The sequence below is a fragment of the Hymenobacter perfusus genome (assembly GCF_003944765.1).
Taxonomy (GTDB): domain Bacteria; phylum Bacteroidota; class Bacteroidia; order Cytophagales; family Hymenobacteraceae; genus Hymenobacter; species Hymenobacter perfusus.
Map to the genome: position 1 here is coordinate 731,244 of NZ_RWIU01000002.1, position 14,323 is coordinate 745,566.

General features: G+C 63.0%; 19 protein-coding genes. 18 read left to right on the top strand and 1 reads right to left on the bottom strand.

Features of this window, described 5'->3' with window-relative positions; all coding sequences use genetic code 11:
• The 16 genes from EI293_RS09310 (at position 1) to EI293_RS09385 (ending at position 11,736) form a co-directional block, all read left to right on the top strand.
• On the top strand, positions 1-213 hold the full coding sequence (locus tag EI293_RS09310; protein WP_125436850.1) for a hypothetical protein: 213 nt from the start codon (positions 1-3) through the stop codon (positions 211-213).
• A gap of 94 nt (positions 214-307) precedes the next feature.
• A complete protein-coding gene (locus EI293_RS09315; protein WP_125436851.1) occupies positions 308-1,693 on the top strand; it encodes a S49 family peptidase in 1,386 nt (461 codons plus the stop codon).
• 43 nt (positions 1,694-1,736) lie between these two features.
• Complete coding sequence (locus EI293_RS09320; protein WP_125436852.1) at positions 1,737-2,696, top strand: hypothetical protein; 960 nt, start codon at positions 1,737-1,739, stop codon at positions 2,694-2,696.
• A gap of 88 nt (positions 2,697-2,784) precedes the next feature.
• Positions 2,785-3,108 carry a hypothetical protein gene (locus EI293_RS09325; RefSeq protein WP_125436853.1) on the top strand — a complete coding sequence of 108 codons (324 nt, stop codon included), beginning with the start codon at positions 2,785-2,787 and terminating at the stop codon, positions 3,106-3,108.
• A 45-nt stretch (positions 3,109-3,153) separates the two neighbouring features.
• Positions 3,154-3,732: a hypothetical protein gene (locus EI293_RS09330; protein ID WP_125436854.1), complete on the top strand. Its 579-nt coding sequence runs from the start codon at positions 3,154-3,156 to the stop codon at positions 3,730-3,732.
• A gap of 2 nt (positions 3,733-3,734) precedes the next feature.
• A complete protein-coding gene (locus EI293_RS09335) occupies positions 3,735-3,962 on the top strand; it encodes a hypothetical protein (RefSeq protein ID WP_125436855.1) in 228 nt (75 codons plus the stop codon).
• A gap of 107 nt (positions 3,963-4,069) precedes the next feature.
• Positions 4,070-4,660 carry a hypothetical protein gene (locus EI293_RS09340; protein WP_125436856.1) on the top strand — a complete coding sequence of 197 codons (591 nt, stop codon included), beginning with the start codon at positions 4,070-4,072 and terminating at the stop codon, positions 4,658-4,660.
• 11 nt (positions 4,661-4,671) lie between these two features.
• Complete coding sequence (locus EI293_RS09345; protein ID WP_125436857.1) at positions 4,672-5,361, top strand: hypothetical protein; 690 nt, start codon at positions 4,672-4,674, stop codon at positions 5,359-5,361.
• Positions 5,348-7,006 (top strand): hypothetical protein, encoded by a 1,659-nt coding sequence (locus tag EI293_RS09350; RefSeq protein ID WP_125436858.1) that lies wholly within the window; start codon positions 5,348-5,350, stop codon positions 7,004-7,006. Before EI293_RS09345 ends, EI293_RS09350 begins: the two co-directional genes overlap by 14 nt.
• A 318-nt stretch (positions 7,007-7,324) precedes the next feature.
• Entirely contained in the window at positions 7,325-7,660 is a 336-nt protein-coding gene (locus EI293_RS09355; protein WP_125436859.1) for a hypothetical protein, read from the top strand.
• A complete protein-coding gene (locus EI293_RS09360) occupies positions 7,661-9,055 on the top strand; it encodes a hypothetical protein (RefSeq protein ID WP_125436860.1) in 1,395 nt (464 codons plus the stop codon).
• Positions 9,033-10,049: a DUF6712 family protein gene (locus EI293_RS09365; protein WP_125436861.1), complete on the top strand. Its 1,017-nt coding sequence runs from the start codon at positions 9,033-9,035 to the stop codon at positions 10,047-10,049. Before EI293_RS09360 ends, EI293_RS09365 begins: the two co-directional genes overlap by 23 nt.
• Entirely contained in the window at positions 10,049-10,576 is a 528-nt protein-coding gene (locus EI293_RS09370) for a phage holin family protein (RefSeq protein WP_125436862.1), read from the top strand. Before EI293_RS09365 ends, EI293_RS09370 begins: the two co-directional genes overlap by 1 nt.
• Positions 10,573-11,031 (top strand): lysozyme, encoded by a 459-nt coding sequence (locus tag EI293_RS09375; protein WP_125436863.1) that lies wholly within the window; start codon positions 10,573-10,575, stop codon positions 11,029-11,031. The genes EI293_RS09370 and EI293_RS09375 overlap by 4 nt, the downstream gene beginning before the upstream one ends.
• Complete coding sequence (locus EI293_RS09380) at positions 11,028-11,423, top strand: hypothetical protein (RefSeq protein ID WP_125436864.1); 396 nt, start codon at positions 11,028-11,030, stop codon at positions 11,421-11,423. The genes EI293_RS09375 and EI293_RS09380 overlap by 4 nt, the downstream gene beginning before the upstream one ends.
• A gap of 13 nt (positions 11,424-11,436) precedes the next feature.
• A complete protein-coding gene (locus tag EI293_RS09385) occupies positions 11,437-11,736 on the top strand; it encodes a hypothetical protein (protein WP_125436865.1) in 300 nt (99 codons plus the stop codon).
• 58 nt (positions 11,737-11,794) lie between these two features.
• On the opposite strand, the gene EI293_RS09390 is transcribed toward EI293_RS09385, so the two are convergent.
• Positions 11,795-12,763, bottom strand: coding sequence for a hypothetical protein (locus EI293_RS09390; protein WP_125436866.1), 969 nt, complete (start codon positions 12,761-12,763; stop codon positions 11,795-11,797).
• Between the two features lie 196 nt (positions 12,764-12,959).
• Here EI293_RS09390 and EI293_RS09395 point away from each other — a divergent pair, with 196 nt between their 5' ends.
• Together EI293_RS09395 and EI293_RS09400 are read left to right on the top strand one after the other, a co-directional pair.
• Positions 12,960-13,769, top strand: coding sequence for a hypothetical protein (locus EI293_RS09395; RefSeq protein ID WP_125436868.1), 810 nt, complete (start codon positions 12,960-12,962; stop codon positions 13,767-13,769).
• 11 nt (positions 13,770-13,780) lie between these two features.
• Entirely contained in the window at positions 13,781-14,323 is a 543-nt protein-coding gene (locus EI293_RS09400) for a hypothetical protein (protein WP_125436870.1), read from the top strand.

The following is a 14,323-nucleotide window of genomic DNA, read 5'->3' on the forward strand; positions in this document are numbered from 1 at the left end:
ATGGACCGTTACTACTGCTCCCCCGTACTCAACGCCCGCAACCTGTGGGATGTGCCGGTCCGTGAAAACGACCAAAACGGCGCGCTGCTGGACACTGAGCCGGACTTTCCCACCAAAGACGCGGCCGTGGGCTGGGTGCTGACCCAGCGGTGGCCCGACACCTCCGGCGTGAGTCTGCGCGTCAGGCCCGCCCCGGCCAGCGAAGCCGCCTAGCCAAGCCCTCGACCTACCCGGTCGGGGGCTTTTTTGTGTCCTTTTTGCGCGCCCCGGGGGCCGGCAGCTTTGCATCACTTCAACCCTGAACCTGATGCGTGTCAACTCCCTTTTAATGGCCGTGCTGAATGGCTTCTTCCTGATGGAAGCCAGTGCCATTCAGAACTATCTGCCCCTGGCCGAGCAGATGCGCGAGGGCAAGTTTCGGGCCGCTGACTGGGTAGACGCCGGCATGGATAGTACGCTGCCGGCCAAATCCCACTTCGTGTTTACGCCCCACGCGGCCGAGCTGGGCATTATGGGCTACGACGCGCTAGCTGATGTGCCGGCCGGTTCGGTGGCCGTGCACACCATTGAGGGCGTGATGATGGAGGCCGATACGTGCTGGAGCCTGGGCACCGCTTCCATCGGCCAGCTGATCCAGCAGGCCGACGCGCACGAGAGCATCGTGGCCCACGTGGGCCGCTTCAACACGCCCGGCGGCTCCACCATGGGGCTGGAGAGTTTCGCCGGCATCATTGCCGGCACCCAGAAACCTTTCGTGAGCTGGGCCCAGCAGATGTGCTCGGCCGGCTACTGGAGCGGCTGCAGCGGCGACGCCATCGTGGTGGCCGGCCGCACGGCCATGGTCGGCAGCATCGGTACCATGGTGAGCTTTCGCGACTACTCCAAGGCCATGGCCAAGGCCGGCGTGGAAGACCACGTGATTAACGCCACCGAGTCCACGAACAAGAATGCGGCCTTCGCCGAGGCCGTGAAGGGTAATTATAAGCCCATCCGCCAGCAGCTGCTGGACCCGCTCAACAACGTGTTTCTGAGCACCGTGCGCGAAAACCGCGCCGGCAAGCTCGATGCCAAGCAGGAAAAGGAGCTGCTCTCGGGCATGGTCTACATCGGCGAGGCCAGCGTGAGCAACGGCCTGGCCGACCAGATGGGCTCCTTCGCGGATGCCGTGCGCCTGGCCCTGGAAATGGCCGGCAGCGCCGCCAAAAATGGGAGTAGTACCCCAAAACAAGCCACCAATTCAACTCAACATACCATGTTCGGAAAGAACAAATTCACGGCCCTGACCGCACTGGCGGGCCTGACCGGCGCGGCCGTGACCACGCCGCTCGTGGAAGCCGCCAACGACCAGCTGGAGGAAGCCGGCATTACCGGCGTGGCCCTCGTGAGCGAGGCGGCCTTCACGGAGTTGACGGCCAAGGCCGGCCGCACCGACACCGCTGAGGCCGCCGTAGCCGCCGCGCAGAAAGCTGCCACCGACGCCCAGGCCGCCGAGAAGCTGGCCACCGATGCCGTTACTGCCGCCGAGAAGCGCGCTGACGAGGCGGAGGCGGAGATGGAGCGCCTGGCCAAGCAGCCCGGTGCTCAGGTGACCCAGCCCCGCAAACCGGCCGGCACCAGCGAAGTGGAGGAGCCCACCTCGGAGTCGGACGCGCAGAAGCTGGTCGAGAAGCTCCACGCCGAAATGCTCGGCTAGACCCGGCCCCAAACCTGATTTTTCATCCTTTTAAGCCCGTATCATGGCTTTAGCAATTACCGCCGTAGTCGCGCAGTTTGGCGCTTACTACCTCAACCAGGGCCAGAACTTGCAGCGTCTGTACTCGCTGCTGCGCTCCCCCACCATCACGGAGAGCATGTTCACGCCCATCAACACCGACGACACGATGTGGCGTGCGGCCAAGACCATCTTCAGCCGTGTGGTGCAGCCCTTCCAGAAGACCTTCACGCCGCTGGCCGGCGTGGAATTCCAGCCTGTGGAAATCCGCCAGTTCCGCCTGAAAGTGGACGCCCAGGAGTACCCCGACGAGCTGGAAGATACCTGGCTGGCGTTCATGGACGGCCAGGAAATTGACCGCAAGGCCTGGCCCTTCGTGCGCTGGTACGTGGAAGTGTACCTGATTCCGCAGATCAAGCAGGACATCGAGTTCAACGAGATTTTCCAGGGTGTGTACCAGGCCCCGGTGGCCGGTACACCAGGTGCCGCCGGCACCTCCATCAACGGCCTGAAAATGATCATCAACGGCCACGTACAGGCCGGCCGCACCACGCCCATCGCAACGGGTGCGCTGGAACTGACCGACCCGCTGGCGCTGGTGGAGCAGTTCGAGGCCTTCGCCGATGGCATCCACAAGGATTACTGGAACATTCCCATGATGCTGGGCTGCTCGCCCACGGTGGCCCGCCAGTTCCTGCGCGGCCAGGAGCGCAAATACGGCAAGAACACCGGGGGCGGGGCGCTGGATCTGACCATCAACAAGACCAATATCAAGCTGCAGGAGCTGCCCTCGCACCGCAACACGGAGAAAATCTGGTGTACGCCGGTGGGCAACGCCATCATGCTGCGCCGCAAGGTCAAGAACCAGTCGGCCGTGCAGGTGGAGAACGTGGACCGTCTGCTCAAGTTCTTCACCGACTTCAGCATGGGTGTGGGCTTCATCCTGCCCGAAATCGTCTTCACCAACGACCAGGAGCTGGTGTAGCGGGCCGCGACAAGCGCCGGCTCCCGGATGGGGGCCGGCGCTTGTCGAAGGCATTTTTTCAATCAACTGATTTCAAGATTTCCAGATCATGGCAGAGGCCAACAAAGAAGAAACCCGTCAGCCCACCGTGGAGTCGCTGACGGCCGAGAACGTTCGCCTGCAGGGCGAGCTGGACGTGGCCCAGGCCGTCATTGCCGGCCAGGCCGAGCAGCTGGCCAACGTGGAAACCGCGCAGAAGCAGGGCGACGTGGTGGTGGTGAGCTACGAGAAGCAGCAGTATCGGGTGCTGGCCAAGAAATTCTCCATTAAAGGCGAGGAAATCAAGGCTGAGGAGCTGGGCAAGAACAAGGCGGCCCTCAAGTTCCTGGTGGAGTCGAAAAGCGGCCTGCTGGTGCCCATCGTGAAGGCTTGAGGCCGGCACGCTTCACCTATTTCATCACGACTAACGACTCAACCAATGGATCTGTCGAAATTACAAAGCCTGGGCGGCCTCAATGGCGAGGATAATACGCCCGGCCTGCTCAACTACGTGCTCTGGGCAGCTACGGACTGGTTTGCTACCATCGCCAAGGCCCCGAAGTACTCGGCCACTGCCGCTCCAGGCACCTCGGCTATTATCGCGGCCGACCATGCCTTTAAGGAAGGTTTCGGCTTCATTCGCATCTACCTGACCCTGGACAGCAGCGAACTGAAGGGTTCCGTGGTGGGGGAGCGGGACGGCCGGGGCCAGAAGATTGAACTGGACGGTTTCCACCCCGGTAACCGCGCCGCCGCCCTGGAATTCTTCAACATCGTGAAGAACATCGACGGTATCATGCTGGTGCCCGACGCCGATGGTACCTACATCCAAGTGGGCGCAGACGGCCTGCCGGTAGAGCTGGCCCCCGCCTACGGCTCGGGTAAAATCTCCGGTGGTCGTCGGGGCATTACGGTGAAAGCCGAGTGCTACGCGGCCGGTATCAAGATTTACGCCGGCGACGTGCTGATGAAGCCTGAAAATACGGTCAACGGTGCGCCCGCACCTGGAGGCGAATAAGTATGGCCCAGACATCCCTGAACCAGCGGCTGTTGCGGCCGGAAGTAGCCGATAAGTTCACAGCCACCATAACGCCCTGTGTTATCCATATCCAGCGACTTGACCGCACGATTGACTTGCGCCAGCTCACGCTGGAGCAGGCCGAGCAGCTGGTTCAGGACCCCAAGTTCACCTACCTGGTGCGCCGGAAGCTCAGGCGCGGGAAGGCCGCACCAGCGGTGAACAAGTAACCCCGAAGGTGAGAGAACGGGCAAGTGAGGGGAAAGGCCCCAGCCGCATGGCTGGGGCCTTTTTTTGCGTCCTTTTTCGCCGTGGTGCAGACCGGCAGTTTTGGGCTATGAAACATGCCGAACTCCTCGCGTGGCTGGCTGAGCCGGCCGACTTTGCCCAGGGCGCGGGCCTGTACGCGCAGCTGGGCGGCAGCGGGGTGTACCAGCAGCTCTTCGCCCTGGGCGAGACGGGGTACAGCCGCCAGGTGCTGGTAGCGCAGCTGCAGCTGCTGGCCGGCCCGGTGGAGGAGCCGGCGGAGGTGGTTCGTCCGCTAGTGGTACCAACCCCCGACGCCGGCGTGCTGGCCGGCCTCCGGACGCAGCTTAAGGCATGCCGCGACGAGCGGAGCCACCTGCACGCGCAGCTCACGGCCTCGGGAATTCGCGCCACGGTGCGCTGCAAGCTGGCCCACCGCATCTGTGCCCTCACCGACCAGGTGCAGCTGCTGCTGGCCCATGAGGCACACCTGGTGGCCCACGGCCGCCTGCCCGGCCCAGTGGCCACGCAGGACGTGACCGATGCCGGTGAGCTGCGCCGCCGCCTCGATAACCTCATCAGCCTGCGGGCCAAGGTGCGCAAGCGGCCCGAGCGGGCGGCCGAGCTACCGGGCCTGGAGGCCGACATCCAATTGATTCGTGAAAAACTTCCCCTTCGCTAACCTGCTATTTCATGTCGACGCAACTACAGCCTAAGGACCTGCCGGGAGCTACGGACGTCATTCTGCACAAGAGCACGGCCGTGGAGCGCATTTATGCCGCCAGCATTGCCGAGGCCAACGGCGAGGGCCCGGGGCTGGCGGCCCTCTCGCCGGCCGACCGGCTGGTGAACCAGCAAATTGAGTCGGCCTACGCGCTGCTGAGCAACTACCACACCTTCGACCAGGCTTGGCCGCTACTGGCCAAGCAGTTCGGTATCAGCCGGGCCACGTGCTACCGGCGCCTGGCCGACGCGCAGAACCTAATGGGGGACCTGAAGAAAGTGCGCAAGGAAGGTCGCAAGGCCATTCTGCTGGAGTTTGCGCGCAAAATTCTGCAGCTGGCCCTCACCCAGCGCCCCCCCGATATGCGGGCGGCCCTGGCGGCCATGAAGTTCGAGGCCACCGTGGCCGGCCTGCTGCGCGCCGACTCGGGCGCGGAGGAGGCTGCCGGGGCCGGGGGCGGCAATACCAGCTACGTGATTAACCTCACGGTGGAGGGCCGCAAGCCGCGCACCATTAACCTGATGGACCCGGAAAGCATCCAGGACGCCGATTACGAACTAATTCAGGACGCGGTGCAGCAGCAAGTATTTGGGGCGCAGCAGATGGAGCAACTGCTGCTGGAGCGGCGCGAGGAGGGCGGCTTGGATGGTCATCGTTGATCAGATAAAGCTCAGCTTCAATCAACCGCAGCTGCGCTACGTCACGGCCAAGGGCAAAAAGGAGGGCGTCAGCATCTGGGGGCGGGGGACGGGTAAGTCGACCATCATTGCCTGGGATATTCACGAAATCGTGCAGACGATGCCCCGCAGCTGTTGGGTTATCGTGGGCTCGACCTACAAGCAGGTGCTCACCCGCACCTTGCCCTCGACGATTGCCGGTCTGGAGGCCCTGGGCTACAAGCTGGACCGCGACTTCTACGTGGGCCGCCGGCCGGCGCCTTCGAAGCTATTCGACCGGCCCATCCAGGGCCCGCTGAGCTACGACCACTTCATTATTTTCCGCAACGGCACCGGGTTTCACCTGGTGTCGCTCGATGCGGGTGGTTCGGCCTCCCGGGGCCTGAACGTGGACGGCTTTATTGGCGACGAGGCTCTGCTCTTCAACAAGGAGAAGCTCGATGCCGACTTGTCGGCTACCAACCGGGGAAATGGCCAGTATTTCGGCAAAAATCCGAAGCACCACGGCGTTTTCCTCTTCAGCTCGATGCCCTGGGGCGACCAGGGCCGCTGGCTGCTGGACAAGGCCAAGTACTACGAAAACGACGGCATTGACCTCACGCAGCGGCAAAACGAGCTGATTGCGGCCCAGGTGCGCTTTATCGATGCCACGACCGACGAGGAGCGGCTGCACTTCTGGCGCGAGGAGGTAGTGAAGCTCATGATGGAGGTGCGCTACTTCCCGAATGCGGCCACCAAGGGCACATTCTATTCGGAGGCTAACGCCTTCGATAACATCCAGAACCTGGGCCTGCAGTACCTGCTGGATCAGCGCCGGTTTATGACCGACTTCACGTTCATGATTGAAATCATGAATCGGCGGCCGACGACGGTGGAGGGTGGTTTCTACCCCAAACTCAACCAGGCCCGCCACGTGGTGGATGCGGATAATGACGATTTCGTGCTGGGGCTGGAGTACAACCTCAAAAAGCTCAGCAGCCCGGATTCGCGCATGGATTCGGACTGCCGGAGCCATTTGCCGATTGTGGGGGCGGCCGACTGGGGCGGGAAGATCTCGGTGCTCACCCTGGGCCAGAAGCATGAGGATGTGCGCGAGTACCGCATCCTGAAGGGTATGTACGTGAAGCACCCGCTGCTGGTAAGTGACCTGGCAGGCACCTTCTGTGACTACTATCAGCACCACCTGCGCAAGGAGTTCATCTTCCTGGAGGATGCTGAATGGGGTAACAACCGCAACCCCAACAGCCCCTGGACCCTGAACGAGACGTTCATCAAGGTACTACAGTCGCGCGGGTGGCGCATCACCCGGGCCAACCTGGGGCGCGTTCCGGGGCACCCCACGCGCTACCTGGTAGGGCAGGAGGTGCTGGCGGAGCAGGACCCGCGCCGGTACCGCTTGCGCTTCAACAAGGTCAATACCCGCGACGTGGTGCAGGCCATGCTGCTGGCCCCGGTGGGTCAGGATACCAAGGGCAACATCAGCAAGATCAAGTCCAGTGAGCGGAAGGAGAGCTTCCCGCAGGAGCACGCCACCCACTTTACCGATACCGTGGATCTGCACATGCTTTACGTTGGCACCGACGTGGTCATGACCACGCCGGACTTCAGCGGCCTGATTATCGTCTGAGTTACCTAACCATCACATAAGGAAAGCCCCAAAACGCACTGTTTTGGTTTTTTTTTGTGTCCCGAGTTACATGACCATCACATAAGAATGCCCCACAGATATCACCGAGGCGGCCTCCGGCAGCTGCCGGGAGCCGACAGTGCAAGCCGGGGCATCGCGCTAGACTGGTGAGACTGTAAAACGTCTGAGTAGCCCGAAAACGCGGTTTACAGCGCGTGAGGGTAAAACCCTGTGAGATTGGCTTTTTGTGCGTTTTCGGGTTAGTGAGGGCGGTTTTGTGTCCTTTTTATGGGCTGGCCGGCGCGGCAGTTTTGCCCCATGGAAACACCCGCACCCATTCGGCTGAAGGACGCGCTGGCTTTGCTGGAAAGCGGCACGCCGGTAGCGGTGCGCTGGGTCACATGCGACCGGCGACGCAAGACCGGCGGCGAGTTCCGCGAGCTGGCCGCCGCCCGCATCGGCTCGGGTGAGCCGAAGGCGCCGCCGGCCCCGGCGGTGCTCACCGGCGAGCCGGCCACCGTGGCCCGCCTGACCCGCGACCCGGACCACACCGCCAACGCGACGCGCAACCTACTGGATACCGCCACCGGCAACCTGGTCAAAATCCACATCTACTTACTCGTGGCCGTGGCCGGCCGCAAAGTCATTCTGTAAATGAAACAGCTTCTATTCAGCGCCGCCGGCAACGTGGCGTACGCGCCCGGCAGCGGGTCCATGATCCGCCTGGGTGGGGCCCTGGCCGCTGCCGGCAGGGCCGGTGGCAGTGCCGTGGGCGAGGACGGGGATGCGCCCAGCTCGCCGGTTGAACAGGGCCAGTCCGGCGATGTGGCGCTCTGGGGGGAGGCCAACGACTTCCCGCAGCAGGTGCTCAAGTCGCTGGAATCGAACACGATCCTACCCAGCGTGCTGGAGTGGAAAACCCGGGCCGTGTACGGCGGGGGCGTGGTGTACGGCCGCGTGACGGACTACGATGCGGGCGGTAACGAGGTGTTCAAGCGGGAGCGGCTGCCGGACGTGGAGGCGTTTTTCCGGCGCAGCAACATTGCCCGTTACGCCTACGAAGGGTTGCAGAACCTGTTCACCTACGCCCAGAGCTATCCGGAGCTGATCCAGTCCCTGAATAAGCAGAAAATCACCACGCTCACCACCCAGGACACGGCCTTCTGCCGCTACTCGGTGCCGAAGGCCGGCCAGGCAGTGCCGGACCTGGTACACATTTCCGCCAACTGGCCCGACGCCAAACTTGGCGACGAGTTCACGACCAGCGTGCCGGTGCTCGACCCCTACTATGACCCCGTGGAGGCCCTGAAAGCCGATACCCGGGGCTTCAAGTACGTGTATCCGCTGGCGCTGCCCTCGCCCGGCAAGGCCCTCTACCAGCTGGCCTCGTGGAACAGCATCCGCCGCTCCGGGTGGCTCGACGTGGCGCAGTCGATTCCCGAGTTCAAGGCCGCCATGTTCAAGAACCAGCTGAGCATCAAATACCTCATTGAGGCGCACGAAGGCTATTGGAAGTGGAAATATCCGGATTGGGACACCAAGGTCACGGAGGAGCGCCGGCGCATTATCAGCGACGAGCTCAGCGAGTTCGAGAAGACCATGACCGGCGTGGCGGGCGCGGGCAAATCCATCCTGAGCCTGACCATCACCGACCCGCGCACCGGCGAGCCGATTTCGGCTTTCAAGGTGACGGCCATCGATGACAAGATCAAAAGCGGCCTGCACATCGAGGACTCGCAGGAGGCCAGCAGCCACATCTATACCGCCCTGAGCGTGGACCCGACGCTGGTCGGTATTTCGCCTGGGAAGGGAATGGGAGCCGGCAGCGGCTCTGATAAGCGCATCGCCTTCAACAACTTCATCAGCACCCACCGCTTCCACCAGGATTTGATTCTGGAGCCGCTCTACCTGATCCGCGACTATAACGGCTGGCCCGCCGACCTCGAATTCCGCTTCCTCAACCCACTGGCCCAGACCGCCGACGTGTCCACCTCCAACACTTCCACTGCTACCGGCGGCCAACCCGATGCTTATCCTACTGACAACTAGCACGGAGCTGAGCCGCTACGTGACCCTGGACACCCCCATCGTGCCCGAGCCGGTGCAGCGCGAAGCAGAGCGCCTGCGCACCCAGCTGCTGCTGCCCCTTCTCGGGGCCGCGCTGCTGCACTGGCTGGACGACGCGTACGCCGCCGGCACCACGGCCGACGACGATACGCTGGCCGGCCGGCTGCTGGCCCGGGTGCAGGCCCCGCTGGCGCGCCTGGCCGTGGCCGGCGCGCTCGATGAGCTGCAAGTGAGCCTGGACAGCACCGGTATCCACATCGTGACCACGGAAACGCACAAAACGGCTTTCCAGTGGCAGATTACGGCCCTGCGCCGCACGCTCAGCCGCAAGGGCTACCAGGATCTGAACGCGCTGCTGGCCTGGCTGGAGGAAAGCCGCGCCACCGATCCGATGCTGACGGCCTGGGCCGCCGGCCCCGGGCAGCTGCACCGCCGGCAGCTGCTGGTATCGGCCACGGAGTTTTCGCGGTTCGAGAATATCCAGGAGTCGTGGCCGGTGTTCCAGGCCCTGCGGCCCCTGATCAGCACCCAGGAGCTGTTCATTCTGGAGCCGCAGCTCGGCTACGATTTCCTGAGTGAACTGCGTGAGCAGGTGCGCACCCGCACCGTGTCGGCCGAGAACGAGGAGCTGCTGGAGCAGTTCGTGCGGCCCGGCCTGGCCAGCCTCACGCTGGCGCGGGCCATCCCGGAGCTGGGCCTGCGCCTGACCGGTGACGGCATTGAGCTGGCCGTGGCCCGCCTCGATACCGACAACTCCAAGGAAGCCGACGCCGGCCTCGACCAGCTGCTGGCCGCCCGGGCCTTCGAGGCCCAGCACTCGGCCGACATCCGCCTGGAGCGGATGCGCCAGTTTCTCAACCAGCGAGCCTCCGCCACTCGGTACGCTACCTACTTCACGCTCGGCCCGTACCGCGCCCCCAGCACGCCGGTCGTGGCGCTCAATACGGCTGAATCCAAGGTTATCCGCTTCTGCTAATGCTGACGCTACTACTGCCGCCCGCGCTGTCAACAGCGTGGACCCTGTTTGAAAAATACATTTTCAACGACTGGAGTGCCCTGGGCTTTTTGATGGTGCTCTTCCTGATCGACACGCTGCTGGGCATGGCCCGCAGCTTCCGGCAGGGCCGTTTCCACTCCCGGGGCATGCGCCAGATGTTCACCAAGCTGCGCGACTACGGGGTGGGCATCGTGGTGGCCCACGTGTTCAGCGCCATCGAAATCGACGGCAGCCGCGTGCCCTGGGCCGACTACATGAGCCTGGGCGTCAAGTTCACCATCTACCTCTTCATCCTGATCATCGAGGCCAAGAGCATCGATGAGAACCTGCGCAACCTGGGTGGCATGGGCCTGCCGCTGCCCAGGTTCCTGCGCAAGGGCATGCAGGACTGGGAAGAAACCGGCCAGTTCCGCAGCAAGATTCCGCCCGAGGAGCTGCCGCTGGCGGAGCCCGAACCCGCTTTATCAACGGTGCCTGAAGCAGGTGCCATACCCCCCGCCATATGAGCGAAAACCTGAAAACCGACGCCGCCGGGCGGGCCTTCCTGACCAAAGAGGAAGGCGAAGTACTCAAAACCTATCTGTGCGCGGCCGGTGTGCTGACCATCGGCGTGGGCCATACAGGCCCCGACGTGGTGGCGCCCATGACCATCACGCGGGAGCAGAGCCAGGCCCTGCTCACCAAGGACCTCTTGCGCTTCGAAGCGGCCGTGAACCGGCTCGTAACCGTGCCGCTCACCCAGAACCAGTTCAACGCCTTGGTCTCGTTTACCTTCAATCTGGGCGAGGGGGCCCTGGCCAAGTCCAGCCTACTGCGCTACATCAACGCCTCCGCCAACGGTACCCGCGACCAGGCCGCGCTGAAGAATTACTTCCGGATCTGGCGCAACGTGAATGGCAAGCCCAGCGCCGCCATCGAAAACCGCCGGCTGCGCGAGTGTGCCTTGTTCGTGAAGCCATGAGGGGCCTGCGTTTCAAGGACTGGGCGCTGATTGCCCTGGTGCTGCTGATCTTCTACCTGGCCGCCGGCTGCTCCGCTACTCGGGAGTTGCCGCCGCTGGTGGCGGCCCCGACTCCCGAGCAGCTGCAGGCGCAGGCGCAGCTGCCGCCGTACCTGGTGCCGCCGCCGGCCACGGCCACTCCCAAGCAGCGCGACAAGTGGGTGGAAGCCCAAACGCAGGCCTTGGCCAACGTTGGCGCGCCGGCCGGTAAAGTCAAGCTCAAAAACGTCGGCAATACCGACTCCCACGTGTCGGTGCAGCAGGGTATCACCGGTCGGCAGCTGGCCACCGTCGCGGTGCTGCTGGGAGTCATTGGCCTGATCTGCTGGCTGAAGCCTTGGCGTTCATACTAACTGGTGTTGAGACATGGACAAGAAAACGATACGCCCTATCGGCTTCAACCGCATGGACCCCGACCCGAATGGTACCGGCGACGGCTGGCGCCTGGATGTTGAGGAGCCGAATGCCGATGAGCCGCCGCCTGGACCGCCGCCCCGCCAGCCCAAAGCCCCGCCGGTGTACGTAGGCACCAGCGTAGGCCTGGAGATTCTGGCGGCCTACGACCTGTTTGCCCTGACGCCCCTCAGCCAGCTCGAACAGCAGCTGCTCCAGGTAGTAGCCGGGCTAGAACAGGAACTGGATACACGTGCCTCTCGTCCCACCTAACGAAAACGAGCCCGCTGCAACCAGCGGGCTCGTTTTCGTTAGGTGGGACGAGAGGTGTTTAGTTGCAAGCCGTGGAGGTTACCTGCCCGTTTGAATAGCCAAGTTTGGTCCAGCCGTTACTGGCCGTCTTCTTGGAAAGGGTTAGCCCGCTATTCATTTGACTCAGCAAGCGCAATAAACCCTGCTCATTTTGCTCCGTGGTGTAGTTCTCTGCCATCCACGTCGTGCCATTGAGAGCACCCAGTACCACGCTCAAGTCCTTTCCGCAGAAACTATCGAAGTTGGTCGTATTCGAAACGGTCAACGTGTACACGTTGCCCTGGTGCGTGGTCACCGTGTAGGCAAACGTGCCGGTGTTGGTAATGTTACCGTTGTTATACATCGACTGCAGGAAGGCAAGGTCATCGTAGCTGAAGCCCGAGAATCCGCCAGATGTGTGGTTGTGTACCAACCCATCTAGGGTGGGAGTTGACCAGGTAAACCCATACGGATCCACGGCTACACCGCTGTTGCTTTGTCCGATGAACGACTGGGTCACCGTGCTGCCCGAGCGAACGTAGCCATAGGCGGCTTCTACATTGCCATTTGTGGCAAGACCGGAGAGCAGGTCCAGTTTCGTATTAAACTCAGACGAATTGTTGAGGGCCGCAGTGGTTTGACAGGGCTTGGGAGCTGGGGGCGTTGGCTCACTGCCACACAGGCGGCACTGGGGAGTGCTGGGCGAGTCGCCACCCGGGCCGGTATCGCCACCGCCGCCACCGCCACCACCGCCGCCGCCGCCGGGCGTGCTGCCGCCATCGCAGTAGGTGCCAATGTAAACCTCGTCCACAATCTCGCCAGTGTACGTGTTGTAATACACGTCCCATATCTCATAGCAGCTGCCGTCCAGCAAGCCCGAAACAGGAACCTTGTTTTGCCGTTTGCTCATCTGCGGCTCCGGAGCATCGTTAGTACAGGCGCTGAGGGCAAAAAAGAAGAAGGTGATCAACAGCCATGCTGATCGTCGGAGTAAAGCAGTAACCTGCATAAATGGGTGGAAAAATGGTGGGAAATGGATGGGATTTGCTGGAAAGATAGAAGGTTGTTTTCACTGAATTGGAGGATTATAACGTATTTTTCTGTTGCGTCCCTGCTGAGTACAATTTGGAGCAGCGCAAACCACCTGACGTTCAACCGGTTTTTGTGTCCTTTTTCACCGTGGCAGCCGGCGGCAGTTTTGCCCCATGGAACGACTCACCATCTGGGGAAAAGACTATTCGCCGGCCAGCACCTGGGACGAACTCACCCGTGCCCAGCTCGCCAGCGTCCTTGAGGTGCTTTACGGCCCGGAGCAGTTCTGGCCGGCCAAGCTGCGGCTGCTGCACATCGTCAGCGGCGTGCCCATGGCGCAGCTGCTGGAGCTGCCGATACTACAAGTAAAGCAGCTCTACGGCCTCACCGACTTTCTTTTCTCGGAAGAGCACCACCTTACCCGCCAGCTGGTCCCCGAGCTGCGGGTGGCCGCGCCCAAGCCGCGCACCCTGGCCGGCCCAGGCGACGCGCTCAGCGGGGTGCAGTTCGGCGAGTTCATCTTCGCCGATACGTACTTCTGCCTCTACGCCAAGCGCCAGTCGGCTGAGGCCTTCGACCACTTCCTGGCCGCCCTGTACCGGCCGGTGCGCGCCGGCAAGGGTTTGCGCCCGGGCCATCCGGACTGGAATGGCGACGCGCGGGAGCGGTTCAACGAACACAACGTGGGCTATTTCGCCCGCTACTTCAGCCAGGTCCCGGACGTGGACCGGCTCAGCATCCTGCTCTGGTACCGGGGCTGCCGGCAGCAACTGGTGAACGAGTACCCCGACGTGTTTGACGTGGCCACCGAGACCGGCCCCGGCAGGCGGGCCGAGTCGGCCGACTGGGGCCGGGTGCTGCGGCAGCTTTCCGGCGGCGCCTTCGGGCCGCTGGAGCAGACCGCCGGCCAGCACCTGCGCACCATCCTGGCCGAAATGAACGACCGGGCTAAGGAAGCCCGCAACCACCAACCAACCCGCTAATGCCCCTGCTCATGCTTCGTCACTCCGAGTACGTCGCGGTATTCCGCGAACTGGCCACGCGCCATCAGAAAATTCAGCACACGCCCCAAGTGGCCCGCTTCGCCCGGGTGGTGGTCAGCATCGACCCCTTCCAGAAAATGGTGGACCTGGCCGAAATGACCAGCACGCAGCTCGGGCGCAACTACCAGGAGGGCGCCACCTCGCAGATGCTGGTGGTGGAAAGCTGCCATACGCAGTACCTCGATAACGGCGGCGACCATAAGCAACGCCGCCGGAGTGGGGCCTTCTACGTGTTCGAAAAGCTGCCCAAGGGCTTTACCCAGGACCACATCGAGACGGCCATCGACGCCACCGAGCAAACCGGGGAGCAGATCCTGGCGGCCGTGCTCCACCAGCTCAGCGGCCAGGTGAAAGTGCGCATCGACGAGAAGTCGATTTCCAGCGACACCATCGGCCCGGTGGGCGATGGCACCTGGTACGGCACCCGCTTCGATTTCGACTTTACCAACCCGGCAGGCGCCGCGCTGGTCTACAATTCAGCCGTTTTCAGCTAA